This window comes from Terriglobales bacterium, from assembly GCA_035457425.1.
GTDB lineage: Bacteria > Acidobacteriota > Terriglobia > Terriglobales > Acidobacteriaceae > JACPNR01.
In genome coordinates this window covers 1-24692 of the sequence record DATIBR010000030.1, presented here as the reverse complement: position 1 = coordinate 24692, position 24692 = coordinate 1, and the positions used below count along the sequence as shown (strand labels likewise).

The window sequence follows — 24692 nt, the reverse complement described above, 5'->3', positions numbered from 1 at the left end:
GGCATCCTCGTGGGAGCTTTGCTGGTCGTGGCAGGACTTAGAGGACGGGTTTTCTGATGGCTGACAAGACGATCCACATCCGCATCAAGCGCCAGCCCAACCCAGACGTCTCCGCCTACTGGGAAGACTTCCTGCTTCCCTGGAAGCCGAACATGAACGTCATCTCCGTGATGATGGAGATCGCGCTCAATCCGAAGACGAAAGACGGCAAGGCGACCACGCCCGTCACCTACGACTCCAACTGCCTCGAGGAAGTCTGCGGCTCCTGCGCGATGCTCATCAACGGCAAGGCGCGCATGGCGTGCTCGGCGCTCATCGACCAACTCGACCAGCCCATCAAGCTGGAACCGCTCTCCAAGTTCCCCGTCGTGCGCGACCTCGCCGTCGACCGCAGCGTGCTGTTCGAGAACCTGAAGCGCGTCAAGGCGTGGATCCCGATCGACGGCACCTACGACCTCGGTCCGGGCCCGCGGCAGTCGGAGGAGCAGCAGGGCGAGGAATATCCCTACTCGCGCTGCATCTCGTGCACCTGCTGCATGGAGGTCTGTCCGCAGTTCAACCAGAACACCGGTTTCGTCGGCGCGGCCACCATCGGCCAGGTGCGGCTGTTCAACACCAACCCGACCGGCGCGATGCAGGCGCCGGAGCGCCTGCGCGCGCTGATGGGCGACGGCGGCATCCACGAGTGTGGCTACGCGCAGAACTGCGTGGAGATCTGCCCCAAAGACATCCCGCTGACCAAGGCCATCGCCGACGTCGGCCGCTCCGTCATGAAGCAGGCTTTCAAGGATTTCTTCACCACCTGATCGATGTGGGTTCAGCGCCGGCGACCCGCGGCGCAAGGCACAAACGACCATGCGCAATCTTCTGCTGCTCTCTACCGCTTTCCTTGTCACTTCCCTGATGGCTCAGACCGCGCCCTCCAAGAAGAAGGCCGCCGACCCCGCCGCGGTCCACACTTCGGCCATCGTGGTGGACACGCACGCCGACACGCCGCAGCGCTTTCTCGATGAAGGCTTCGACCTGGCCACGGACACGCCCATCAGCGAGGGCCACATCGATTTCGGCAAGGTCAAGAAGGGCAACCTCGGCGCCGAGTTCTTCTCCATCTGGGTGGAGCCCGACGCGAACAAGGGCCACTACGCCAAGCGCGCGTTCGAACTCATTGACAGCGTGCTTCAGCAAGCCCAGAGGCACCCCGGCGAGATGACGATGGCGTACTCGGCCGCGGACATCGAAAAGGCGCGCCGTGGGCCGAAGAAGAAGTTGGCTGCCCTGATGGGCGTCGAGGGCGGGCACGCCATCGAGAACTCGCTGCCGATCCTGCGCGACTTCTATCGCCTCGGCGTCCGATACATGACGCTTACCTGGTCCAACACCAACGACTGGGCGGATTCCTCCGGCGACATCAACGACGAAAAGATCCAGCATCACGACGGCCTCACGCCCTTCGGCAAGGAGGTCGTGCGCGAGATGAACAAGCTCGGCATGATGGTCGACATCTCGCACGTCTCCGACCGGACCTTCTACAAGGCGGTGCTCATGAGCCGCGCGCCCGTGATCGCCTCGCACTCGTCGGCGCGCGCCCTCACCAACCACCCGCGCAACATGACCGACGACATGCTGCGCGCGGTCGAACGCAACGGCGGCGTCGTGATGGTCAACTTCTTCCCCGCTTTCATCGACGAGGAGTACCGCAAGGCCTTCACCGCGCAGTCCAAGGAGCGCAACGCCGCGGTCGAAGCCGCCGAGAAGAAGTGGGCGGCCGAGCATCCGGGCCAGCAGGTGCCGTGGTGGGTCTCCGACCGCACCGGCAAAGAGTGGGCGGCGAAGATCCCGCGGCCACCGCTCAAGTCGCTCATCGACCACATCGATCACATCGCCAAGGTCGCGGGCGTGGACCACGTCGGCCTTGGCTCCGACTTCGACGGCGTGCCGTGCCTGCCCGAGGGCATCGACAGCGCTGCCGACCTGCCGAAGATCACCGCCGAACTGATGAAGCGCGGCTACAGCCCAGGCGACGTGAAGAAGATCCTCGGCGGCAACCTGCTGCGCGTGTTCCGCGAAGTGGAGCGGATCTCGCAGCAGATCAAGCAGGAGGAGGCTTCCGGCTTCCGCCGCGATCCGGCCCTGGACGACAAGCCCCAGCCCGAGCCCAAGAAATAGGAGAGTTCATGCTTTCCATCGTGTCGTCGTTCGTCCTGCTGCTGTCCGCGCTGCCGATGGCGGCCCAGTCCGCGCCCGCGAAGCCCACCGCCGTGTTCCACACCACCGCCGGTGACCTGACCTGCGAACTCTTCCCTGACAAAGCGCCGAAGACCGTCGCCAACTTCGTAGGGCTCGCTCAGGGCACCAAGGACTGGAAGGATCCCAAGAGCGGCAAGACGATGCATGGTGTGTCGCTCTATAGCGGCACCATCTTCCACCGCGTGATCCCGAACTTCATGATCCAGGGCGGCGACCCGCTCGGCAACGGCTCCGGCGGCGTCGGCTACACCTTCGAGGACGAGTTCGTCGAAGGCCTGACCTTCGATCGCCCGGGCCGCCTGGCGATGGCCAACTCGGGTCCGAAGACCAACGGCTCCCAGTTCTTCATCACCGAGGTCCCGACGCCGCACCTGAACTTCTGCAAGGACCCGAACGGCTGCGTCCGGCCGGGCATGGGCGTCGTCCCCAACGGCTTCGGCCACACCATCTTCGGCCAGTGCGACCAGGCGTCGGTCGACCTGGTCGGCAAGATCGCGCGCATGCCCCGCGACGAGCGCCCGAACAGCAACCGGCCGTTCAATCCCGTGAAGGTCACCAGCATCACCATCACGGGCATGCCGGCGGCCGCACGGCCCGCCGCCCCGAAGACCAAGGCTAAGCCGAAGTCGGCCACCAAGCCGCCGAAGAATCCATAAGTAGAGACGGCCTTCTGGCCGTCTCAAGTACTACGTTAGATATTTGCTGTAATCGAAAGGAAACACATGGCACGTCCCGCCGGTACCTACGCCACGTTCGATACTACCGAAGGCAAGATCGTCTGCCGCCTGTTCGAGAAGGAAGCACCCATCACGGTGAAGAACTTCACCGACCTCGCCGAGGGCAAGCGCGAATGGACCCACCCGGTCACCCGCCAGAAGTCCAAGGAGAAGCTCTACGACGGCTCCATCTTCCACCGCGTCATCCCCGACTTCATGATCCAGGGCGGCGACCCCGCCGGCACCGGCTACGGCGGCCCGGGCTACCAGTTCCAGGACGAGACCTCCGGCTCGCCGCACAAGTTCGACAAGCCCGGCAAGCTCGCCATGGCCAACGCGGGCCCCAACACCAATGGCTCGCAGTTCTTCATCACCGTGGCCCCCACCGTGTGGCTCACCGGCAAGCACACCATCTTCGGCGAAGTGGTCGAGGGTATGGAGGTCGTGAACAAGATCTCGCGCGTGAAGACCGCGGCCAACGACAAGCCGGCCAAGGAAGTCCACATCAACTCGGTGACCATCGAGCGCTCGTGAACGGGTACCGCGGCCGCCCTCGGCCGTGGCCTTCACTCATGGTTGTGGAGGCGGGCGACTCGCCCGCCGTACCGCTGTAACCTTCCTGGCCCTCGTGGCGTCAGACCCCTGACGCGATGTCTCGCTGCTGCACTCCCGAGCCTGACCCGCCGGCCGGCACCCTCGACTGGCTGCACCGTACCGCGGAGGCCGCGGTTTGCGGTACATTCACCCCCTTGACCACCGCCGCCAAGTCGCACTCCGAAGAGCTGGCGCTCATCGCGCGCGTGCTCGCCGGCGACAACGAGGCCTTCTACGACCTCGTGCGGCCACACGAGCGCACGCTTTACCTCACCGCCTGGGGCATCCTGCGCAGCGAGGCCGACGCCGAAGACGCGGCCCAGGACGCCGTGCTCAAGGCTTTCCTCAACCTCAAGCAGTTCCGGCGCGAATCGAGCTTCAAGACCTGGCTGGTGCAGATCGTCATCAACGAGGCGCTCGCCCGCCGCCGTCGCGCCAACCGCCGCGGCGAGGAATCGCTCGACGCGCCCGCGGACGAAGACCCTGCCGCCGACTACATCCCAAAGGACGTAGCGGACTGGCGCGAGATCCCGAGCGAGACGCTCGCCCGGCGCGAGCTGCGCGAGGCGCTCCAGGCCGCGCTCCTGCGCCTCGACGAAAAGTACCGCAGCGTCCTCATCCTGCGCGATGTGGAGGGCTTCAACATCGAGGAGACGGCCGCCATCCTCGGCATTTCGCAAGCGAACGTGAAGGTCCGGCTGCTGCGCGCGCGGCTGCAGATGCGCGACCAGCTCGCGCCCGGCTTCGATGGCGCCTGGACCAGTGGTGAACCCTATCGGAAGGTGCGCTCATGGTGAAGATCCCGGTCGATTGCCTGCAGGTGTTCCGCGAGATCTCCAACTATCTCGAGGGCGACATCGCGCCCGAGGTCCGCGCGAAGATGGAAGCCCACTTCAAGGTGTGCGCGCATTGCACCGCGGTGCTCGACGGCTCCCGCAACGTCGTGCAGCTCGTCGGCGACGGCAAGGCTTTCGACGTGCCCCACGGCTTCAGCCAGCGCCTCTACTCCAAGCTCGACACCCACCTGGGCAAGAAATAAGGGCGACGCCGCAGCGCCGCCCCAGATCAACGGGGTCGTAGCCCGCCCACCCTCGGCCGGGCGGTGTTCCTAGGCCCCGATCACCGCCACGAGTTCCTTCACCGCGTCCGCGCTCTTTTGCAGCGCGGCCTGCTCTTCCGGAGTCAGCTTGATCTGGATGATCTGCTCCAGGCCCGCGGCCCCCAGCTTGCACGGCACGCCGACGAACAAGCCCTTGATCCCGTACTCGCCCTCGAGATACGCCGCGCACGGCAGGATCTTCTTCTTGTCCTTCAGAATGGCTTCCACCATCTCGCACACCGCAGCCGAGGGCGCGTAATAGGCCGAGCCGGTCTTCAGGTACTTCACGATCTCGGCGCCGCCATCGCGCGTGCGCTGCACCAGGGCATCGAGGCGGTCCTTGGCGATCAGCTCCGGCAGCGGGATGCCTGCGACCGTCGAGTAGCGGACGAGCGGCACCATGGTGTCGCCGTGGCCGCCGAGCACGAAAGCGGTCACGTTCTCCACCGACACTTTCAGTTCCTCGGCGACGAAGGTGCGGAAGCGCGCCGAGTCGAGCACGCCCGCCATGCCGATCACGCGCTCGCGATTGAACTTCGAGATGCGGTAGGCGGCCTGCGCCATCGCGTCCAGCGGATTCGAGACGATGATAAGGATGCAGTTCGGCGAGTTCGCCACCACTTTGCCGACCACGTCCTGCATGATCTTGTAGTTGGTGTTGAGCAGGTCGTCGCGGCTCATGCCCGGCTTGCGCGGGATGCCGGCCGTGATGACCACGATGTCGGAGTTTGCCGTATCGGCGTAGTCGTTGGTGCCGAGGATGTGCGAGTCCTTCTTCTCGATCGGCATCGCTTCCAGCAGGTCGAGTCCCTTGCCCTGCGGCACGCCTTCCACGATGTCGATCAGCACGACGTCGGCCAGTTCCTTCGACGCGATCCAATGCGCCGCCGTCGCTCCGACGTTGCCGCTCCCTACGATGGTTACTTTCTTGCGCATGTATGAATCCTTCCTCTCGTATTAATCCGCCGCCGAGCTCGAGCTCGTCCGCTTCGGTGTCTCCATGTTCCGGATGATGTAGTCGGCAAACTCACTCGTCTTCACCTTGGTCGCGCCTTCCATCAGGCGCTCGAAATCGTACGTCACCTTCTTCTGCTGGATGGTCCGCTCCATCGCGTCCTCGATCATCCGCGCCGCCTCGGTCCAGCCGAGGAACTCGAACATCATCACGCCCGAGAGGATCACCGAACCGGGATTGATGACGTCCTTGTCCGCGTACTTCGGCGCCGTGCCATGCGTCGCCTCGAAGATCGCATGCTGGTCGCCGATGTTCGCTCCCGGAGCGATGCCCAGCCCGCCGACCTGCGCCGCGCACGCGTCGGAGATGTAATCGCCGTTCAGGTTGGGGGTGGCCAGCACCGCGTACTCCTCGGGCCGCGTGATGACCTGTTGGAAGATCGAATCCGCGATGCGGTCGTTGATCATCAACTTCTTCTTCCACGCGCCCTTGCCGTGGCTGGCATAGATCTTGTCGAGCACGCTCTTAACTTCCGCATACACCTGCTGGCGGAAGTCTTCCGCTGCCAGTTCCAGTCCGGGCTCGATCATGGCGGCGTTCTGCTCGACCGTCAGCCCGGCGTCCTTGTCCTTGTTGCCGACGATCCAGCTCTCGCGCTCGGTGATGACTTGGGCGCGGAACTCCTCGGTCGCGACCTCGTAGCCCCACTCGCGAAAGGCGCCCTCGGTGAACTTCTGGATGTTGCCTTTGTGCATCAGCGTGACGCTCTTGCGTCCGTTCGCCAGCGCGTATTGGATGGCCATCCGCACCAGGCGTTTCGTGCCCGTCACGGAGATCGGCTTGATGCCGACGCCGGAATCCTCGCGGATCCGCTTCTTCGTCCCCTTCAGCATCTCGTTGTTGAGGAAGTCGATGAGCTTCTTTGCGTCGGGCGTGCCCTGCTTCCACTCCACGCCCGCGTACACATCCTCGGTGTTCTCGCGGAAGATGACCACGTTCATGCGCTCCGGATGCTTCACCGGCGACGGCACGCCCTGGTAGTAGCGCACCGGGCGCACGCAGGAATAGAGATCAAGCGTCTGCCGCAGCGTGACGTTGAGCGAGCGGATGCCGCCGCCCACCGGCGTCGTCAGCGGCCCCTTGATGGAGACGCGCAGGTCGCGGATGGCGTGCACCGTATCGTCCGGCAACCACGTCTTGAATCGCGTGAACGCCTTCTCGCCCGCGAACACCTCATACCACGCGACCTTGCGCTTGCCGGCGTAGGCCTTTTGCACCGCCGCATCGAACACGCGTCGCGACGCCTTCCAGATGTCGCGCCCGGTCCCGTCGCCCTCGATGAACGGGATGATGGGGTTCTCCGGTATGACGAAGCGTCCGCCCGCGTAGTCGATGCGCGCGCCGTCCGGCGGCAGCGGGACGCCGTTATAGGAAGAAGACATGGGGCCTCCGAAAACCTTTGATTATAGCCGCCGGGGGTTCGGAAAGACGAAAAGCGGTTGCCCTAACGCACGACCCGCTCGTAGATCTCCCTGACTTTCGCGGACGATTGCGCCAGTTCCTGCTCCAGTCCGCCGGCAAGTTGCCGGTCCAGCATCTTCGCCGTCAGCCGCTCGGTGACCTCGCGCGCGTGTTCCGCCACCGGCAACGATTTCCGCGCTCGTCCCAGCGCCAGCCGGATGACGTGCTCTACCGTTCGCAGCAGCTCCGCGGCGAGGTCCAGCGTCGCGCAGTCCGCGTCCGACAGCAGCCGCCGCTCCGCCAGCCCGTACAACCGTTCGCGGATGTTCCCCCGCGTATCGCGCAGCCCATGCCGCACCAGGAGATAGCTGACGATGAAGTCGATGTCGTAAAAGCCGCCCGGCGCCAACTTGAAGTTCGCACCGTTGTCGGAACTCTCGAGCTTGAAGCGCATCGCCCGGACCTCATCCGCCAGGCGGCCGTCGCGCGCGAACCGCTCCAGCTCGCCGCGCACCACCTCCGCCGCCTTTGCGCCCAACGGCCCGCTTCCCGCGACTGCACGCAGCTTGGTGTAGGTCAGCGCCTCCCACGCATGCGCTTCGCCCTGGAAGTACTGCCGCAACGCCGCCGGCGTCGTCACCAGCTCGCCTTCTGCCCCGCGCGGACGCAGCCGTGGGTCCACGGCGAAAACCGTTCCATCACGGGTGTAGGCAGCCAGCGCTTCGACCACCAGTTCCGCCGCGCGCGTCGCGGCCTTCGGGTGCACGTCTTCCTCGCGCACGAACAGCAGGTCGGCGTCCGACGCCACGTCGAACTCTTCCGTGCCCAGCCTTCCCAGTGCGATGACAGCGAACCCATCCGGCGCGCCGGCCATCGCGACCGCCGCGCGCAGCGCGTCGTCCGCGGTCGCGGTCATCTCAGCAAGCGACTCGTACACGCCGCGTAGCTCCATCACGTCGCGTGCCGCCGTCGCGAACAGCCGATGGCGATAGTGCCGCCGCAACAGCGCCAGTCGCTCCGGGCGGGCCATGCCCGCCTGCGCTACGTAGTCGAAGATCGGGTCGGGAACCCTTCCGACCGTCTCATCGTCGAACAGCAGCGAGCCGGCCGCGGCCGGCTCACCCATGCCCGCCAGCGTCGCGATCTCCTCCGGATGACGCAGCAGGATCTCCGTCAGGAAGTCGCTGGTGCTGAACAGCCGCAGTGCCCGCTCGAGCGCTTGCGGCTCGCGCAGCACCGCCGCGTACCGGTCCGAGCCGGTGAAGGCCGCGCTCAGGAAGCGGTGCAGATTCTTGCGCGTGTGGCTGGGCAGTTCGCGCCGCGCAGCAATGGCATACACCGCCGGGGAATCCACGGCCAGCCGCTCGAGCATCTGGTGGTACGACTGGTCGCCGCTGGCTTCCAGCGTGGCTGCCAGGCGGAATTCGTCCTCCTTGGCCCTGTCCTGGTGCTGCTGCTGACTGTGGATGACGCGCTCATAGATGTCGGCGACTGCGGCCATCCGCCGCTCCACCAGGTCGCGGAAATCCTCGGCGGTCGGGTTCTCCCCACTGACCGAGCGCGCCACGCTGCGCTGCTCCTCCTCGGACTCCGGCAAGCGATGCACCTGCTGCCCACGCCGCAATTGCAGCCGGTGCTCCAACCTCCGCAGGAACTCGTACGCCGAGGTCAGCTCGTGAAAGTCCTTGCCGCTGACGTGCTGCTTGTCGTGCAGCTTTTGCAGCGAGAAGAGCGTGCCGCCGGAGCGCAGCCAGCGCTCCTTGCCGCCATAGACGCGCTGCAGGCACTGCACCAGGAACTCAATGTCGCGGATGCCGCCGCGGTCCAGCTTCACGTCGACGCTGCCGCTCTCCTGTCCGTACGCCACCGCCCGGCTGCGCCGCGTCGAGATCTTGTCGCGCGTGTTGAGCGCGGTCTCGATGGCGGAGAAATTGACGTTCTCGGTATAGACCCTTGGCTGCACGGCGCGGATAAACTCCCGTGCCAGGGCCAGGTCGCCGGCCGAGTGCCGGACCTTGATCAGCGCCTGCAGCTCCCAGTCGTGCGCGCGCTCGTTGTAGTAGCGCAGCGCGTGCCCCAGGGCTACCGCGGGCTCGCCCTCACGCCCCTGCGGTCGCAGGCGCAGGTCGATGCGAAACACCTGTCCTTCGGCCGTCACCTTGCCCAGGACCTCGGTCGTCTGCTGCGCCAGCCGGATGAAGTATTCGCGGTTCGAGATCTCGCGGGCGGCTGCGCTCTCCGCGTGCGGCGGCTCGCCATCCCCGAAGATGTAGAGCAGGTCGATGTCCGAGCTGTAGTTGAGCTCGTTTCCTCCGAGCTTGCCCAGCGAGAGCACAGCGAACGGCACATCCACTAACCGCCCCTGCGCATCCAGCGCCTGCGGCGCGGCGAACCTCCGGTGTAGCGCCGACGCCGCGTGCCGCAGCGCCTCTTCGATCAGGACGTCGCTCAGCGCGGAGATCTCCGCCGTCACCTCCGCGAGGGTCGCGATGCCGAGCACGTCGCGCAGCACGACGCGGATGTACTCGCGCTTCTTGAACCTGGCCAGCAGGAGCGCGATATCGGTCTCGAGCGAGCGCGACGAGAAGCGTGCGAAGTGGTCGCGGAAATCTTCTCGCCCATGCGAGCGGTCGAGGTTCTTCTCGCGCGCCAGCGTGTGCAGCAGGTCGGTGTTCTGGATGAGCGTCTCGCCCAGGTGCTGCGAGTGCCCGAAGAGCGCGACGGCGTAGTGCAGCAGCACCTGGTTTCCGGCAAAGAGGCGCAACACCGGCTCTTCCGCGGTCGCGCACAGCCGCTCGAGCAGGTTGAGCGCCGCATCGGGGTCGGGCGAGTCCGCCAGCAGGTTCGGGAGCGCCGAGAATGCCGCCGGCGTGAGCCGCTCTTTCACCCGCTCCAGGTTGTCCTCGGCGACGGCCAGGTCGCGGAACGGGATTTTTGCCGTGGTCGCCACGGGAGAAACGTAACACAGGCGCAGCGATTGACAGCGCCCGCCCGCGCGCCCAGAATCACGCGCATCCATGGACGCCCTGATCCAGCAGTTGCTCACTACGTGGCGCGTCAACAACCGCGTCGACCTACAGTTGATCGCCGCCATCCCCGCGAAGGGCTTCGCCGCCGTGCCGCTCGCCTCCCGCGGACGCACCGTCGCCCGCCAGTTCGTCCACCTCCACAAGGTGCGGGTCGGCTGGATGAAGTACAACGGCGCCAACGTTCGCGGCCTCCCCACGTTCGCCCCGAAGGCCGAACCCGGCAAGCGCGAGCTGTTGCGCGCCTTCCGCGCCTCCGGCAAGGCGGTCGAGCAATACTTAAAGGAACGCTTGAACTCGGGCCGAAGGATCAAATACTTCAAAGGGCAGCCCGTGCGCTGGCTCGCCTACATGATCGCGCACGAGTCCCACCACCGCGGCTCCATCATGCTGGCGTTGAAGCAGAACGGTCTCAAGATGCCGGAGAAAGTCGCCCTCAGCGCCGTCTGGTACAACTGGTATTTCGGAAAGGACTAGCCTCCATGCTCCGCCGCCTGACCGCCATCCTCTTCCTGCTCTCGACCGCATTGTTCGCGCAGCTCGCGGCCGTGCCGCCACCGGTGCAGGGCGACTTCGTGATGAAGGACATCAAGTTCGCGTCGGGTGCGACTCTGCCTGAGCTGCGCATCCACTACCGCACCTTCGGGACGCTGAAGAAGGACGCACGCGGCCGCGCGGCCAACGCTGTCCTCATCCTGCACGGCACCAGCGGCTCCGGCGAAAACTTCCTGAACGAGAACTTTGCCGGCTTCCTCTTCGTCCCCGGCGGGCTGCTCGACCCGGCGAAGTACTACATCGTGATCCCCGACGGCATCGGCCACGGCAAGTCCTCCAAGCCGAGCGACGGCCTGCGCGCCCGCTTCCCCCGCTACAACTACGACGACATGACCACCGCGCACTACCGCCTGCTCACCGAGCACCTGGGCGTGGACCATCTGCGGCTCGTGATGGGGACTTCGATGGGCGGCATGCACACCTGGGTGTGGGGCGAGAAGTATCCCGACTTCATGGACGCGCTTCTCCCGCTCGCTTCCCTGCCGGTGCAGATCGCGGGCCGCAACCGCGCGTGGCGCAAGATGGCCATCGACGCCATCCGCAACGATCCTGGCTTCCAGGGAGGCGACTACAGCACGCAGCCGCACAGCCTGAAGGTCGCCATCGACATGCTGTTCCTGATGAGCAGCAACCCGGTGCAGCGCCAGAAGGATGCGCCCACCCGCGAGCAGGCCGACAAGGTGGTGGATGATTTCGTCGTCGCGCGCCTGAAGGGCACCGACGCCAACGACATCGCCTACGCGCTCGACGCCTCGTACGACTACAACCCGCAGCCCAGGCTCGGGACCATCCGCGCGCCGCTGCTCGCCATCAATTTTGCCGACGACCTGATCAACCCGCCCGAGCTCGGCATCCTCGAGCGCGAGATCAAGAACGTCCCCCAGGGACGCGCCGTCGTGATCCCGTACACCGACGCGACCCGCGGGCACGGTACGCACACCATGCCTCGCGTGTACCAGCAGTACTTAGCTGATTTCCTGAAGCGGACGGCCAGGTAGCGGCTACTTCGGCATCGCCGCCATGCGGCGCTCCATCTCCTCCGGCGTCACGTCTTCCTTGTGCGTCGCCAGGTACCACTTGTATCCGAACGGGTCTTCTACGCCGCCGGTACGGTCGCCGTAGAACTTGTCCTCGATCGGCCGCTCCTGCTTCGCGCCCGCCTTCAGCGCCCGGGCGAACGCCGCATCCACGTCGGGAACGTAGATCAGCAGCGAGACCGGCGAACCGCCGATCGTCTGCGGGCTGAGCGCGCCCATTTCCGGATGCTCGTCGGCCAACATCACCACCGAATCGCCGATCTTCATCTCCGCATGGCCCACCTTGCCCTCGTGTTCCATGCGGTAGAGCTCCTCGGCTCCGAAGGCGCGCTGGTAGAAGTCGAGCGCCTTCGCCGCGCCCTTCACGATCAAGTACGGCGTAACGCTGTGGTATTGCTTGGGTTGGAAGTGCACCGCCATGCTTCCCTCCTGTTCTTCTTTGCGCTCGCGACCGCAACCTTCTGCCTACTGCGCAAGAGGCCATTCTGCCATGCCGCGGTTTTGTGTTTCTCCCTATTATGACGCCCGGCTGCCCTGCCTAAGCTAGTCGGCGTCCGTTCCAGTTTGGGAGCGGGCAGCGGCGTTTTTGCTTTTCACTCGCTCCTCCGCTCCATGGGCGTGCTATGCAAGCGGCAACGTTCCAGCGCAAGGTGCTGGCACGCGCACTCGCAGTTCTCTCAGGAGGAGGTAATGACCGACGGAGCCGGCTATCGGAAACGAGCGTTGCTCGACCTGGCCTACATTGCCCTGGCAATGCTGCTGTTAGGGGGGCTGGCGATCGGGTTCCATGGGGTTAGCCGGTTACTTCGCCTGCTCTCGGGCGCCGACGAGGTGGACGAAGTGGTCACCCTTCTTCTGCTCCTGTCGTTTGCGCTCACGTATTTCTCTTGGCGGCGCTGGCGTGAGGTCAGGGCGGAAGTGACGCGCAGTCTCGCCGCCGAAGAAGCGAGCCGCCGCGCTTCCCAGCGCTATCAATCCCTGGTCACGCATCTTCCCGATATCGTCTGGGTCTCCGACCGCCACGGCCGCACAGCCTACATCAGCCCGAACGTCGCTCAGATCTGTGGTTACACGGCAGCGGAGATGTGCGCGCAAGCACAAGAAGTTTGGCTCGGCCGTATCCGCCCCGGTGATCGGGAGCGTGTGCTGAGCGCCTTTGCTGCTCTGTTCGATCAGCACGATCCGTTCGACATCGAATACGAGTATCAACGCAAGGACGGCGAGTGGATATGGGTGCATGACCGCGCCTTCCGCACCTTCGTTGGCGACGACGGCGTCGAATACGCCGAGGGCATCTTCTTTGATGTCACCGTCCGCAAGCGCGCGGAGCACTCCCTCCAGCTGTTTCGGGCGCTGATGGACGAATCCAACGACGCCATCCAGGTCGTCGACCCGGCGACATTGCGGATCCTGGACGTCAACCGGCGCGCCTGCGCCTTTCTCGACTACACCCGAGAAGAGTTTCTCGGGCTGACCGTGCACGACGTCGCCGGTGCTGCGCATCCGCTCGCGGAGATTTCGGCCGCGCTCGAGGCTAGTGGCTCCTGCGTCTTCGAGTCCTTCTACCGCCGCAAAGACGGTTCCGCCCTGCCGGTGGAGGTGAGCCTCAAGAGGGTGACGCTTGATCGCGAATACATCGTCGCCAATATCCGCGACATCGCCGAACGCCGGCTCACGCTTCACAAGCTCCAGCAATCCGAGGCCAAACTTGCTCTGAAGAACACCCTGGCCCACATCTTCCTCACGTCCCCCGACCGCAAGATCTTTTCCGAGGTCCTCGACGCCGTGCTGCAAGGCTTCCACAGTGATTGCGGGCTTTTTGGCTACATCGATGAGCGCGGTGCTCTCATCGTGCCTTCCGCCTGCGCCGCCTCGCAGCGCAAGTGCGGGCTCCAACCTCGCGATCTCATGCTCCCGCCCTCTGCCTGGACCGGGCTCTGGGGAAAAGCTCTGCAGGAACGCCGTTCATGTCTCTCGAACGATCCAGTGCGATTCCCATGCGGCATCACCGTGCAATGCGCACTCATCATGCCGGTCGTTCACGGCCAACAACCGGTCGGGCTCCTCGCGCTCGCCGACAAGCACGGCGGGTACCACGATGCCGAATTGGATGAACTGCAACGCATCGCGGAATATCTCTCCCCGGTCCTGCATGCACGCCTGCAGCGCGACGCCGAAGAGCGCGCGCGCCGGCAAGCGGAGCAGGAAGCCCTGCGCGCCAAGGAAGCCGCCGAAGCCGCCAGCCGCGCCAAGAGCGAGTTCCTCGCCAACATGAGCCACGAGATCCGCACGCCCATGAACGGCATCGTCGGCATGACCGAGCTCCTGCTCGACATGGACCTCACCGCCGACCAGCTCGAGTGCCTCAACCTGATCAAGTCTTCCGCCGATTCCCTGCTCTCCATCATCAACGACATTCTGGATTTCTCGAAGATCGAGGCCGGCAAGCTCGACCTCGAAGCCATCCCGTTCGACCTGCGCGATTCGCTCGACGAGACCATGAGGACGCTGGCGTGGCGCGCCGATCAGAAGGGGCTCGAGCTCACCTGCGACATCCCGCCCTCCGTGCCCCTCGCCTTCATCGGCGACCCGACCCGGCTTCGTCAGGTCATCCTCAATCTCGTCGGCAACGCCATCAAGTTCACCGAGAAGGGCGAAGTCCGGCTCGGATGCCGCGTCGCCTCCGAGGATGACAAGCATTCCTGGCTGCACTGCAGCATCACCGACACCGGCGTGGGCATACCGCAAGAGCAACAGCAATCCATCTTCGGCGCCTTCACCCAGGCCGATAGCTCCATGACGCGCAAGTTCGGTGGGACGGGCCTGGGCCTCACCATTTCGGCCCGGCTCGTTCAGATGATGGGCGGACGCATCTGGCTCGAGAGCGAGTCCGGCAAGGGCTCCACGTTCCACTTCACCGTGCGCCTCGGCAAGGCCCCGGCGACCTCGCGCAGGCCGTCGTCCAGCGAGGTGGATCTACACGACCTGAAGGTGCTAGTGGTCGACGACAACGCCACCAATCGCCGCATCCTGCACGAGACCCTTACCCACTGGCGCATGCTGCCCACCGAGGTCGCCAGCGGCGCCGGTGCGCTCGCGCTGCTCGCCAACGCCCAGCAGAGCGGCTATCCCTTCCCGCTGATCCTGGTGGACGCGCAAATGCCGGAAATGGACGGCTTTGAGCTGGTGAAGCGGATCAAGCAGATGCCCGGGCTCGACAGCGCGACCATCATGATGCTGTCTTCCGCTGCCATGCGCGGCGACGCCGCCCGCTGTCGCGAGCTCGGCATCGCCGCCTATCTCACCAAGCCCATCAAGCAGAAGGAACTCTACAACGCGATCGTCACCGTGCTGGGGTCAGCAGAGGCGCGACCGAAGCTCGTAACGCGCCACAACCTGGAGCAGGAGCGGGTCGCCCTGCGCGTCCTGCTGGCCGAAGACAATCCCGTGAACCAGAAGGTCGCAGCGCGGCTGGTTGAGCGCGAGGGCCATCACGTCACGGTCGTTGCCAATGGACGCGAAGCCGTCGACCAGGTCGCGCAGCACGACTTCGACGTGGTCTTGATGGACGTTCAGATGCCTGAGATGGATGGTTTCGAGGCGACGGCACGGATCCGCGAGCGCGAGAAACAGACCGCCGTACACCTTCCCATCGTCGCGCTCACGGCCCACGCCATGAAGGGCGACCAGGAGCGCTGCCTGGCAGCGGGCATGGATCGCTACCTTGCCAAGCCGGTGCAGCCCCGCGACCTCAAGGCCGCCATCGCGGCGGTCGTGCCCAAGTCCGGCGCGGGCGCCGCCCTGGCCCAAGCGGCCCCGGCCCCTTCGAGCAGCCGGCCACCGGCGCATGTGGCGGACGTGAAATGCATCGACGAGAGCGCGCTGCTCTCGTCGCTTGGCGGCGACCGCGAGCTCCTGACGGAGTTGCTCCAACTTTTCCGCACCGACTACCCGCGGACGCTCGAGCGCTTGCGTGCGGCGCTTGCCGCCGGCGATTCCCAGGAAGTGCGCTTCGCCGCGCACGCGCTCAAGGGCTCGGTCGCGAACTTCTACGCGCAGTCCGCGGTCGCGGCCGCCCTGCGCCTAGAGAGGATGGGACGGAATAACAAGCTGGAAAACTGGCAGGAGGCCCTCGCCGCCCTGGAGCGCGAGCTGGCGGACGTCGTGGCCGGACTCGAGCGCATGCTCGAACCCGAACCGGCGCATCCGTAGCCTCGTCCTGGATCAGCGTTGCCGTTTCGGCTGGGACGTCTTGGGCGCCGGCTGCTTCAAGCCCAGCGCGATGTCCGCCAGCTCGATGGCGCGCCCAAAATGCTGCCCGCTGCGCCTGATGTCCAGCGGGATGAGCCGCGGTCCTTCGTCGCGCGCCGCTGGATGCGTGGGACGCACCTTGCGCACGTTCGCCTTTCGCTTCGGCTTCTTCTTGGACACGGTGAAACGAGTATATCCGACCTCCGAATCCACCCGGCGAACTCGCGGCTGTCGGGAGTTGGCGCTTGCATCGCGGAAACGAGGCGGCATAAAATCCGGCCGCTTTCTCTCAATCCAAGACTTACGGCAGGCGGGCATGGCCGTCGTGATGTGCCTCAGCACCGACGACACTTTGTCGCAGACCCGGCGCATGATCCTCGAGAGCGCCGGGCACCGGGTGCTCTCGGTGAAGAACGTTCCGGAAGCGGAACGCGCGTGCGCGGAATACCCGGTCGACGTCGCCGTCATCGGACAAGGCGTGCCCCGCGCCGAGCGCGTCCGCGTCTTCGATCTGCTGCGGAAACGCTGCCCCAACGCGAAGGTCCTGGAGCTCTATCGGCCGTCTGACGGCAAGGCGCTCACCTCCGCCGACGCCTGGTTGGAGGTCCCGGTCAGCGTCCCGCCGGCGTTGGCGCAGAAGGTCTCCGAACTGGCGAGTAGCTGACCATTCCCCGGCAAGAAAATGGCCCGCCGTCTCCGGCGGGCCAAGTCGTTTGCAAACCCGTTTAGATGTCGTAATACAGCGCAAACTCGAAGGGGTGCGGGCGAAGCGAGACCGCCTTCACTTCCTTGTCGCGCTTGTAGTCGATGTAGGTGCGGATCAGCTCTTCGGTGAAGACGTCGCCCTTGAGCAGGAACTGGTGGTCCTTCTCCAGAGCGTCGAGGGCGTCGCCGAGCGAGCCGGGCATCGAAGGAACCTTCGCGAGCTCCTCCGGACCCAGATCATAGATGTCCTTGTCGAGCGGCTGGCCGGGATCGATCTTGTGCTCGATGCCGTCCAGGCCCGCCATCAACATGGCTGCGAATGCCATGTAGGGGTTGCAGCTCGGGTCCGGCGGCCGGAACTCCACGCGCTTGGCCTTCGGGCTGGCCGAGTACATGGGGATGCGGCACGCCGCGGAGCGGTTCCGGCGCGAGTACGCCAGGTTCACCGGAGCTTCGAAGCCAGGCACCAGGCGCTTGTACGAGTTCGTCGTCGGAGCGATGATCGCCGCCAGCGCCGGGCCGTGCTTGATCAACCCTCCGATGTACCACAGCGCCATCTGCGAGAGACCCGCGTAGCCATCGCCCGCGAACAGCGGCTTGCCGCCCTTCCACAGGGACTGGTGCGTGTGCATGCCCGAGCCGTTGTCCTGGAACAGCGGCTTCGGCATGAAGGTGACCGTCTTGCCGTACTGGTTCGCCACGTTCTTCACGATGTACTTGTAGGTCATCATGTTGTCGGCGGAGCGCACCAGCTTGTTGAACTTCAGGTCGATCTCCGTCTGGCCGCCGGTGGCGACTTCATGGTGGTGGCACTCGACCTCCAGGCCGCACTGCTGCATGGTCATCGCCATCTCGCTGCGCAGGTCCTGGTAGTGGTCGGTGGGAGGCACCGGGAAGTAGCCCTCCTTGTAGCGCGGACGGTAGCCGAGGTTCCCTTCCTTGCGTCCCGAGTTCCAGCGGCCTTCGTCGGCGTCAATGTGGTAGTAGCCTTCGTTCTCGCGCTGGTCGAAGCGGACGTTGTCGAAGATGAAGAATTCCGCCTCGGCGCCGAAGAACGCGGTGTCGGCCAGTCCGGTGGAGGCCAGGTACATCTCCGCCTTCTTCGCGATGTAGCGCGGGTCGCGGTCGTAGCGCTGCTTGGTGACCGGGTCGATCACGTCGGCGACCATCACCAGCGTCGCGACCTCGGTGAAGGGATCGAGCATGTACCACGTCGGGTCGGGCATCAGGAGCATGTCGCTCTCGTGGATGGCCGCCCAGCCGCGGATCGACGACCCGTCCATGCCGAAGCCCTCTTCAAAGGAGGCCTCGCTGAACTGGTCGATCGGATAGGAAACGTGGTGCCACAGCCCCGGCAGATCCGTGAAACGGAGATCGAGGAGTTTCACCCCGTTGTCCTTCACGAACTGCATGACTGTCTTCGGATCAGACATGGAACGCTCCTTTGAGCAGTTGTGCTTCGTTAAGAAGTCTTGCGCCCTCGGGAACACGTCTTGCATCGCGTCCCCTGAAGCGCCGGATAAGTTGTGGCTGGTAGATTCGCCGTGGCGAACCTGGAGACATCTTCAGGGCGCGAGCGGGATTTGTGAAATTGATAGTTTTTATTGCCGGGATAACCGGAGCTTATGGGCCGGTCGCCCGTTCCGATTCAATGACTTAGGCGGTGGAAACAGAGGAAAAGACGCTGCCCACTTCCGAGGTTGTTCTTTTTCGCCGTCTACTGCACCATAAGTGCGGCATGGACTTCGATCAGCTAGAGACGTTCCTCGAGGTCGCACGACACGCGAGCTTCTCGCGCGCGGCGGAGAAGCGCTTCCGCACGCAGCCGGCGGTCTCCGCCCAGATCCGCGCGCTCGAGGAGGAAGTGGGCGCCAAACTGTTCGATCGCTCCGGCGGCAAGGTCGCGCTCACCGGCGCGGGCAAGGCCTTCCAGAAATACTCCGAGGACGCCATCGAGCAGCGCAAGGCGATGATGACCGCCCTCGCTGAGATGGAGCGCGTCCCCAAGGGCGAGATCGTCGTTGGCGCGAACGAGGCGACCTGCCTCCACATCCTTCCCGAGGTCTTCGCCGAGTTCAAGAAGCAGTATCCGAGCGTCGGCGTGAACATCAACCGCGCCGAGCGCGCCAAGATCCTCGACTACATCGTCGACAATACGGTGGACTTCGGCGTGGTCTCCATGCCGGTGACCGACAACCGCATGACGGTGGTGCAGATCCACCGCGACGAACTGGTGCTGATCGCGCCGCCGCACCATCCGCTGGCCAAGCTGAAAGCGGCTTCGCTGGCCGAGATCGCGAAGTTCCCGCTGTTGCTTCCCCGCTTTGGCCGGACGCGTGACGCGCTGGAGGCGCTGTTCGCTGAGCGAAAGCTGAAGGCAAACGTCTCGATGGAGCTGGATTCGAGCGAACTGCTGAAGCGCTTCGTCGCCGCCGACGTCGGCGTGGGCTTCATCGCCCGCTCGAACGCCGCCGAAGACGTCCGCGCCAAGGTCCTGGCCGCCGTTCCGCTCGCCGACGCGCACATCAAGCGCGATCTTGCTCTTGTGTTCCGCAAAGACAAGGCCCTCTCCCGCGCCGCGCTCGCGTTCATCGACATCGCCGTCAAGCTCAAGCCGGCGCAGCAGCAACTCGGCTGAGCCTTGCTCCCTGCACCACTCCTTGTGCAATCAGAAAATCCGCACGACGCGCGCCGGTCGCTGTGTTAGATTTTTTGATTCGCACCAAAATCGCGGCGGTCGCGGGAGGAACAAGAATTGGGAAAAGACATGGTGCCGAAGCGCATCTTCCTGACCAAGGGCGCCGGCCGGCACAAAGAACGGCTCACGTCCTTCGAGCTCGCGCTGCGCGACGCCGGCATCGCGTCGCAGAACCTGGTGCGCGTCTCCTCCATCTTCCCGCCCAACTGCAAGCTCATCACGCGGACGCAGGGGTTGAAGTACCTGAACCACGGTGAGGTGGTGTTCGCGGTCGTGGCCGAGAACTCGACGCGCGAGCCCCACCGCTTGCTGGCATCGTCCATCGGCCTGGCGATCCCCGCCGACCGCACGACCTACGGTTACCTGAGCGAGCACCACTCGTTCGGCGAGACCGACGACGTGGCCGGCGATTACGCGGAAGAGCTCGCCGCCGAGATGCTCGCCACCACCCTAGACGTGGAGTTCGATCCCGACTCTTCCTGGGACGAGAAGAAGCAGATCTACCGCATCTCGAACAAGATCGTGCGCACCATGAACATCACGCAGTCCGCGGTCGGCTCCAAGCGCGGGCTGTGGACCACGGTCATCGCCGCCGCGATCCTCATCTTCGATTAGGTGTAGCGCCCTCGACCCGGGGGCGCAAAGCGACAAGGCCGCCCGTTCCTGGGCGGCCTTTGATCTTCTCGTAACCGGCTCCTTATCACTTCTTCTTCAGCCGCTCCAGCACTGCGGCCACGATGATCGGTAGCCCGACGGTGGCGTCCACGAAGACCTCCCCGAAGCGTCCACCTTCTGCCGGCGGGACGAACTTGCCCCACGAGATGGCCTCGGAGTACGGCGAGCCCGACAGTCCGCCCCAGTACACCGGCTCCGGGCAGATGCGGAGCCCGTAGTGATAGCGCTTCAAAGGAACGTCTTCGCCCGCGCGCCGATGCCGCAGCTCGGTGTAGGGGCCGAACTGCTGCGCCCAGTTGCGCGGCACGCCGCCGCCGATGGTGAAGATGCCGATGCGCTTCTGTTTGAGCATCGTCTCGGAGAAGTGGTCGAGGTCCTCGAAGGGGTCGAAGCGGAACTTCGGCTTGCCGTCGCGCACGCGGATGCGGTTGGAGAGCGCCACGTCCAATCCCAGCTCGGAATCCGTGAACGCGGGCACGAACACCGGCACGTTCTTTTCGTAGCAGGAGCGCAGGATGCCGCGGCCTTCGACCTTCTCGTGCAGGTACCTCCCGATGGCACGATTCAGCTTCCACGAGCAGAGGATCTCCTTCGGGTCCCAGGCTTCCAGGATCTCAAAGATGATGGCCTCGATGTCGTCGAGGTTCCGCTCGGGCTCGAGCGTGTCGTAGACGCGGTTGTAGCCCGCCTCGTAAAGCTCGACGTCGTTCATGGATTCGTCGTAGCGGAAGTGGTGCCGGCCCGACGCCTCCACCAGGCCGTGCGCCATCAGCGCCCCGGTCGAGACGATGGCGTTCACGATGCCTTGGTCCACCAGGTCGGCGATGACCAGGCCCATCTTGGCCACGGTCATGGCGCCCGCCAGCGTCATCACGACGAAGCAGTCTTTGTCGCGTGCCATCGCCTCGAGCACGTCGGCCGCCTCGCCCAGCTGGCGCCCGGTGAAGGCGGTGTCGGCCATCTGCTTCACCAGGTCGTTGATGGACTTCGCCTTGCTCAGGTCCAGCGGATAGACCGGGCGCAGCTTGTCCGCGACCGGATCGTGCAGCTTGCGCTCGATGCCGCTACCCTCGGTGAAATGCGCCTTCTTCGGCGGCTTTGCCGTCTTCCCTTTGGCCTGTTTCTGCTTCAAGCCGTCACCTCGAATGATTTTTCAGAGAACTTGAGAAACTACAGCCTCGCACCGTTTGCGTCAATGCTGCCGCTCGCGGTCCGTTTGTTATCATCGGACGGATGAGCGGCAACGCGAAGGCAGAGAAGTTCTCGGTCGGGCTGGTGCAGATGTCCTGCGGCCCCGACCCGGAAGCGAACGTGGCCAAGGCCGTCGCCCGCGTGAAAGACGCCGCGGCCAAGGGCGCGAACGTCGTCTGTTTGCCGGAGCTCTTCCGCACGCAGTATTTCTGCCAGCGGGAAGATGCGGCGCTGTTCGACTTGGCCGAGCCGATTCCCGGCCCGACCACCGAGGCGCTTTCCAAGGCGGCCAGCGACAACAAGGTTGTCGTCATCGCTTCGGTGTTCGAGAAGCGCGCGCGCGGCGTGTACCACAACACCGCCGCCATCATCGACGCGGACGGCTCCACCAAGGGCATCTATCGCAAGATGCACATCCCCGACGACCCGCTCTACTACGAGAAGTTCTACTTCACGCCCGGGGACCTCGGCTTCAAGGCCTTCGATACACAAGCCGGCAAGATCGGCGCTCTGGTCTGCTGGGATCAATGGTATCCCGAGGGCGCGCGCCTGACGGCGCTCCAGGGCGCGCACGTGCTTTTTTATCCGACCGCCATCGGCTGGCATCCGGCCGAGAAAAAGGAGTTCGGCAAGCAGCAGCACGACGCCTGGCGGACCATCCAGCGCTCCCACGCCATCGCGAACGGCGTGTATGTCGCGGTCGTGAACCGCGTCGGCCACGAACAGGGCGATATCCGCGGCAACAGGGCCGCCGGCGAAGGCCTGGAGTTCTGGGGCGGCTCGTTCCTCTGCGACCCGTTCGGCACCGTCCTTGCCGAAGCCAGTCACGACAAGGAAGAGATCCTGGTGGGCGAAGTGGACCTCGCGAAGCTGGAAGACGTGCGCCGCAACTGGCCGTTCCTGCGCGACCGCCGCATCGATTCCTACTCCTCGATCACGCACCGGTTCATCGACTGATGGCTCGGTCCGCACGCTTGCGCATGCCGGCGGAGTGGGAGCCACACGCCGCCACCTGGATCGCGTGGCCCCACAAAGAGAGCGACTGGCCCGGCAAGCTCGCCTGCATCCCGTGGATCTACGCCGAGATCGTGCGCGGCATCGCCGCCGGCGAGCGCTGCGAGATCCTGGTGCGCGATGCGAAGCAGCAGCGGGCGGCGCACGACGTTCTGATCCGCAGCAACGTCCCGCTCAAGAACGTACGCTTCCACCGCCTTCCGACCGACCGCGTCTGGACACGCGACTCCGGCCCCGTCTTTGCCAAGCGCGGGCAAGAGTTGGTCGCGACCCACTGGAAGTTCAATGCCTGGGCCAAGTATCCCGATTGGAAGCAGGATCAGCACGTGCCGGAGTTCATCGCGCGCACGCTGCGGGCCCCGCGCCTGCTCGTGGAGCATGAAGCGCGCCGGGTGGTGCTCGAAGGCGGCTCCATCGACGTCAACGGCCGCGGCGCCATGCTGACCACGGAAGAGTGCCTGCTCCACAAACGCGTTCAAGCGCGCAACCCCGACCTCTCGCGCCGCGACCTGGAGTGGGTGTTCGCGACCTATCTCGGGATCGAGAAGGTGATCTGGCTGAAGCGCGGCATCGTGGGCGACGACACTCACGGCCACGTCGACGACATCGCGCGTTTCGTGGGACCGCGCACCGTCCTTGCCGCCGCCGAGCGCGACCCCCGCGACGCCAACTACTCCGCGCTGCAGCAGAACCTGCGCGATCTGCGCCGGGCTACCGACCAGGACGGAAAGCGGCTGGAGGTGGTCGAGCTGCCGATGCCGCGACCGGTGGTGATGGAAGGCCAGCGCCTGCCGGCCAGCTACGCGAATTTCTACATCGCGAACGCGTCTGTCCTGGCGCCCATCTTCGGCGACCCGAACGACCGCGAGGCGCTCGACATCCTCGCGCGCCTGTTCCCCACTCGCGACGTTGTTCCCATCTACTCGCGCGACTTTGTCTGGGGCCTGGGCGCGATGCATTGCATGACCCAGCAGCAACCGGCCTGACCTCTCACCTCCGCCCTTCACGCAAAACGAAACCGCCCGGGCTGGTTGGCCCGGGCGGTTCCGGTTCAAGCGGTCGAGAAACGATCGCCCTGGTTACTTCTTACGGCGCGAGATGAAGCCCGCGGCGAGCGATCCCAGGCCCAACAGGCCGAGGAGCGGCAGCGGAGAAGCGGTCTGCGGCAGCTGGTTCTGCGCCACTTCCGTCCCCTGCTGGTTTTCGCCGGCGTTCGCCTGCGCGTTCTGGTCGGCAGCTGGCTCAGTGGCCGAAGCGGCAGGAGCCGCCGGCTGCTGTTCCTGCTGCATGCCCGCCGACTCGCTCGAAGTCGCCGGCTGGCCGGCGGCTACGTCGGTTGAGGTCGTCCCGGTCGTCGCCGAGGCGCTCGCATCCGGAGCAGTCGTGGAAGCCGAAGCGGTGGCATCGGGCGTGGTCGTCCCGGTCGTGGCCGAGGCGCTCGCGTCCGGAGCCGTCGTGCTGGCAGTCGCGCTCGCATCGGGCGTCGTGGTGCTGGCGCTGGCCGAAGCGTTCGCGTCGGGCGTGGTCGTCGCGGTGGCGGACTGGTTGGCCGGAGCCGAGTCAGTCGGCGCGCTGGACGTGGTGTCCTTCGCGATGTTGCCGTTGCCCACGTTCCCCGTGTTCTGCTCGTCCGAGCTCACCGCACCGGTGGTGGCGGTGGACTGCTCGGTCGAGGTTGTGCCCGCCGCCGACGCGGTGCTCTGATCGGCAGGAGCGGCGCTCGAAGTCTGCGAGCTGCAGCTTTCCGAGATCATCTGGACGTCGCTGACCGCGAAGCTCTGCGGCTGGCTGGCGCCGGACGAGGCCGCGCTGGCATCAGCGCTGCTCTGCTCGGGCATGCCCTTGATCTCGACCATGTGGCCGACGTGCTCTTTCAGCTTGGCGTCGTCGCCCGACAGCTTGATGGTCTGGCCGTTGTCGGAAGCGAGGGTGAAGTTGCCTTCCGAGCCGCTGAGGCAGCCGCGAAGCGACTGGTCGCTGCTCTGGGTGCTGGTCTGTGAGCCGGCTGCGCTCGCGGACGGATCTTGCGCAAAGCCAAGCGCCGCCACCAGCAGCAGGATCGCTGTGATCGTGAGTGTCTTCTTCATCGTGTGACTCCTGTGGAAAGTCCCTAACCTGGGCGTTCGTTGTGCGCCCGCGCAAGGCGCGAGCGAGAGAAGCAGTGCCTACAGTTAGAAAGTGGTTACTAGCGGGGGGTTTGCCGGGGTTAGCAGTAAGTTAGAAACGATAGAATTATCCGGCAGCTACTCTGCTTGCCTCCCGCGGCTCAGGCACTTAGGCGATGGACCCCAGACTGGAACACGACATCCTGCAGATGGAGGAAGCCCTCCGCGAGGCGGCGCGCGCCGAGGCGGAGGGCGAAGTCCCCGTCGGGGCAGTGGTGGTCTGTGCCGGCCAGGTGGTAGGACGGGGCCGCAACCGGAACATCACCGAGAACGACCCCACGGCCCACGCGGAGATCGTGGCTT

Annotated in this window: 23 protein-coding genes; 15 read left to right on the top strand and 8 right to left on the bottom strand. The window is 65.3% G+C overall.

All coding sequences use genetic code 11. The annotated features are described in order from the left end of the window. The first annotated feature begins 56 nt into the window (after positions 1 to 56). The 6 genes from sdhB (at position 57) to VLA96_02430 (ending at position 4596) form a co-directional block, all read left to right on the top strand. Complete coding sequence (gene sdhB / locus VLA96_02455) at positions 57 to 806, top strand: succinate dehydrogenase iron-sulfur subunit (GenBank protein ID HSE48050.1); 750 nt, start codon at positions 57 to 59, stop codon at positions 804 to 806. A 49-nt stretch (positions 807 to 855) separates the two neighbouring features. After that, positions 856 to 2166: a dipeptidase gene (locus VLA96_02450; GenBank protein ID HSE48049.1), complete on the top strand. Its 1311-nt coding sequence runs from the start codon at positions 856 to 858 to the stop codon at positions 2164 to 2166. An 8-nt stretch (positions 2167 to 2174) separates the two neighbouring features. Beyond that, the gene (locus VLA96_02445; GenBank protein HSE48048.1) at positions 2175 to 2903 is read left to right on the top strand and encodes a peptidylprolyl isomerase; all 729 of its coding nucleotides are present in this window, start codon (positions 2175 to 2177) and stop codon (positions 2901 to 2903) included. Between the two features lie 66 nt (positions 2904 to 2969). Continuing rightward, entirely contained in the window at positions 2970 to 3497 is a 528-nt protein-coding gene (locus tag VLA96_02440) for a peptidylprolyl isomerase (GenBank protein HSE48047.1), read from the top strand. Between the two features lie 215 nt (positions 3498 to 3712). Next, positions 3713 to 4354, top strand: coding sequence for a sigma-70 family RNA polymerase sigma factor (locus VLA96_02435; GenBank protein ID HSE48046.1), 642 nt, complete (start codon positions 3713 to 3715; stop codon positions 4352 to 4354). After that, positions 4348 to 4596 carry a zf-HC2 domain-containing protein gene (locus VLA96_02430; GenBank protein ID HSE48045.1) on the top strand — a complete coding sequence of 83 codons (249 nt, stop codon included), beginning with the start codon at positions 4348 to 4350 and terminating at the stop codon, positions 4594 to 4596. The genes VLA96_02435 and VLA96_02430 overlap by 7 nt, the downstream gene beginning before the upstream one ends. A gap of 69 nt (positions 4597 to 4665) precedes the next feature. Here the strand turns inward: VLA96_02430 and mdh are convergent, their stop codons facing one another. From mdh to VLA96_02415, 3 genes are all read right to left on the bottom strand, one after another. Next, positions 4666 to 5592, bottom strand: a complete 927-nt coding sequence (mdh, locus tag VLA96_02425) for a malate dehydrogenase (GenBank protein ID HSE48044.1) — start codon at positions 5590 to 5592, stop codon at positions 4666 to 4668. Positions 5593 to 5613: 21 nt separating this feature from the next. Further along, positions 5614 to 7053 (bottom strand): NADP-dependent isocitrate dehydrogenase, encoded by a 1440-nt coding sequence (locus tag VLA96_02420; GenBank protein ID HSE48043.1) that lies wholly within the window; start codon positions 7051 to 7053, stop codon positions 5614 to 5616. Between the two features lie 62 nt (positions 7054 to 7115). Further along, complete coding sequence (locus VLA96_02415; GenBank protein ID HSE48042.1) at positions 7116 to 10022, bottom strand: hypothetical protein; 2907 nt, start codon at positions 10020 to 10022, stop codon at positions 7116 to 7118. Between the two features lie 67 nt (positions 10023 to 10089). Here VLA96_02415 and VLA96_02410 point away from each other — a divergent pair, with 67 nt between their 5' ends. Both VLA96_02410 and VLA96_02405 read left to right on the top strand, forming a co-directional pair. After that, positions 10090 to 10575 carry a DinB family protein gene (locus tag VLA96_02410; protein ID HSE48041.1) on the top strand — a complete coding sequence of 162 codons (486 nt, stop codon included), beginning with the start codon at positions 10090 to 10092 and terminating at the stop codon, positions 10573 to 10575. Between the two features lie 5 nt (positions 10576 to 10580). Further along, positions 10581 to 11651 carry an alpha/beta fold hydrolase gene (locus VLA96_02405; protein ID HSE48040.1) on the top strand — a complete coding sequence of 357 codons (1071 nt, stop codon included), beginning with the start codon at positions 10581 to 10583 and terminating at the stop codon, positions 11649 to 11651. A gap of 3 nt (positions 11652 to 11654) precedes the next feature. Here VLA96_02405 and VLA96_02400 read toward each other — a convergent pair whose 3' ends face one another. Then, a complete protein-coding gene (locus VLA96_02400) occupies positions 11655 to 12110 on the bottom strand; it encodes a VOC family protein (GenBank protein ID HSE48039.1) in 456 nt (151 codons plus the stop codon). A gap of 270 nt (positions 12111 to 12380) precedes the next feature. Between VLA96_02400 and VLA96_02395 the strand changes: the two genes are divergently transcribed. Continuing rightward, positions 12381 to 15902, top strand: coding sequence for a response regulator (locus VLA96_02395; GenBank protein HSE48038.1), 3522 nt, complete (start codon positions 12381 to 12383; stop codon positions 15900 to 15902). 12 nt (positions 15903 to 15914) lie between these two features. On the opposite strand, the gene VLA96_02390 is transcribed toward VLA96_02395, so the two are convergent. Continuing rightward, on the bottom strand, positions 15915 to 16121 hold the full coding sequence (locus VLA96_02390; protein HSE48037.1) for a hypothetical protein: 207 nt from the start codon (positions 16119 to 16121) through the stop codon (positions 15915 to 15917). A gap of 136 nt (positions 16122 to 16257) precedes the next feature. Here VLA96_02390 and VLA96_02385 point away from each other — a divergent pair, with 136 nt between their 5' ends. Further along, positions 16258 to 16605 carry a hypothetical protein gene (locus VLA96_02385; protein ID HSE48036.1) on the top strand — a complete coding sequence of 116 codons (348 nt, stop codon included), beginning with the start codon at positions 16258 to 16260 and terminating at the stop codon, positions 16603 to 16605. Positions 16606 to 16666: 61 nt separating this feature from the next. Here VLA96_02385 and glnA read toward each other — a convergent pair whose 3' ends face one another. Then, a complete protein-coding gene (gene glnA, locus VLA96_02380) occupies positions 16667 to 18079 on the bottom strand; it encodes a type I glutamate--ammonia ligase (GenBank protein HSE48035.1) in 1413 nt (470 codons plus the stop codon). 305 nt (positions 18080 to 18384) lie between these two features. On the opposite strand from glnA, the gene VLA96_02375 reads away from it, so the two are divergent. Together VLA96_02375 and VLA96_02370 are read left to right on the top strand one after the other, a co-directional pair. After that, positions 18385 to 19284: a LysR family transcriptional regulator gene (locus VLA96_02375; GenBank protein HSE48034.1), complete on the top strand. Its 900-nt coding sequence runs from the start codon at positions 18385 to 18387 to the stop codon at positions 19282 to 19284. Between the two features lie 117 nt (positions 19285 to 19401). Beyond that, complete coding sequence (locus tag VLA96_02370) at positions 19402 to 19959, top strand: arginine decarboxylase, pyruvoyl-dependent (GenBank protein HSE48033.1); 558 nt, start codon at positions 19402 to 19404, stop codon at positions 19957 to 19959. A gap of 85 nt (positions 19960 to 20044) precedes the next feature. Here VLA96_02370 and VLA96_02365 read toward each other — a convergent pair whose 3' ends face one another. Next, entirely contained in the window at positions 20045 to 21151 is a 1107-nt protein-coding gene (locus tag VLA96_02365; GenBank protein HSE48032.1) for a deoxyhypusine synthase family protein, read from the bottom strand. A 101-nt stretch (positions 21152 to 21252) separates the two neighbouring features. Between VLA96_02365 and VLA96_02360 the strand changes: the two genes are divergently transcribed. Both VLA96_02360 and VLA96_02355 read left to right on the top strand, forming a co-directional pair. After that, a complete protein-coding gene (locus VLA96_02360) occupies positions 21253 to 22167 on the top strand; it encodes a carbon-nitrogen hydrolase (GenBank protein ID HSE48031.1) in 915 nt (304 codons plus the stop codon). After that, positions 22167 to 23210: an agmatine deiminase family protein gene (locus VLA96_02355; GenBank protein HSE48030.1), complete on the top strand. Its 1044-nt coding sequence runs from the start codon at positions 22167 to 22169 to the stop codon at positions 23208 to 23210. Before VLA96_02360 ends, VLA96_02355 begins: the two co-directional genes overlap by 1 nt. 93 nt (positions 23211 to 23303) lie before the next feature. Here VLA96_02355 and VLA96_02350 read toward each other — a convergent pair whose 3' ends face one another. After that, complete coding sequence (locus VLA96_02350) at positions 23304 to 24311, bottom strand: hypothetical protein (protein ID HSE48029.1); 1008 nt, start codon at positions 24309 to 24311, stop codon at positions 23304 to 23306. Positions 24312 to 24505: 194 nt separating this feature from the next. On the opposite strand from VLA96_02350, the gene VLA96_02345 reads away from it, so the two are divergent. Beyond that, a partial coding sequence (locus VLA96_02345) for a deaminase (GenBank protein ID HSE48028.1) occupies positions 24506 to 24692 on the top strand: 187 nt, incomplete at its 3' end.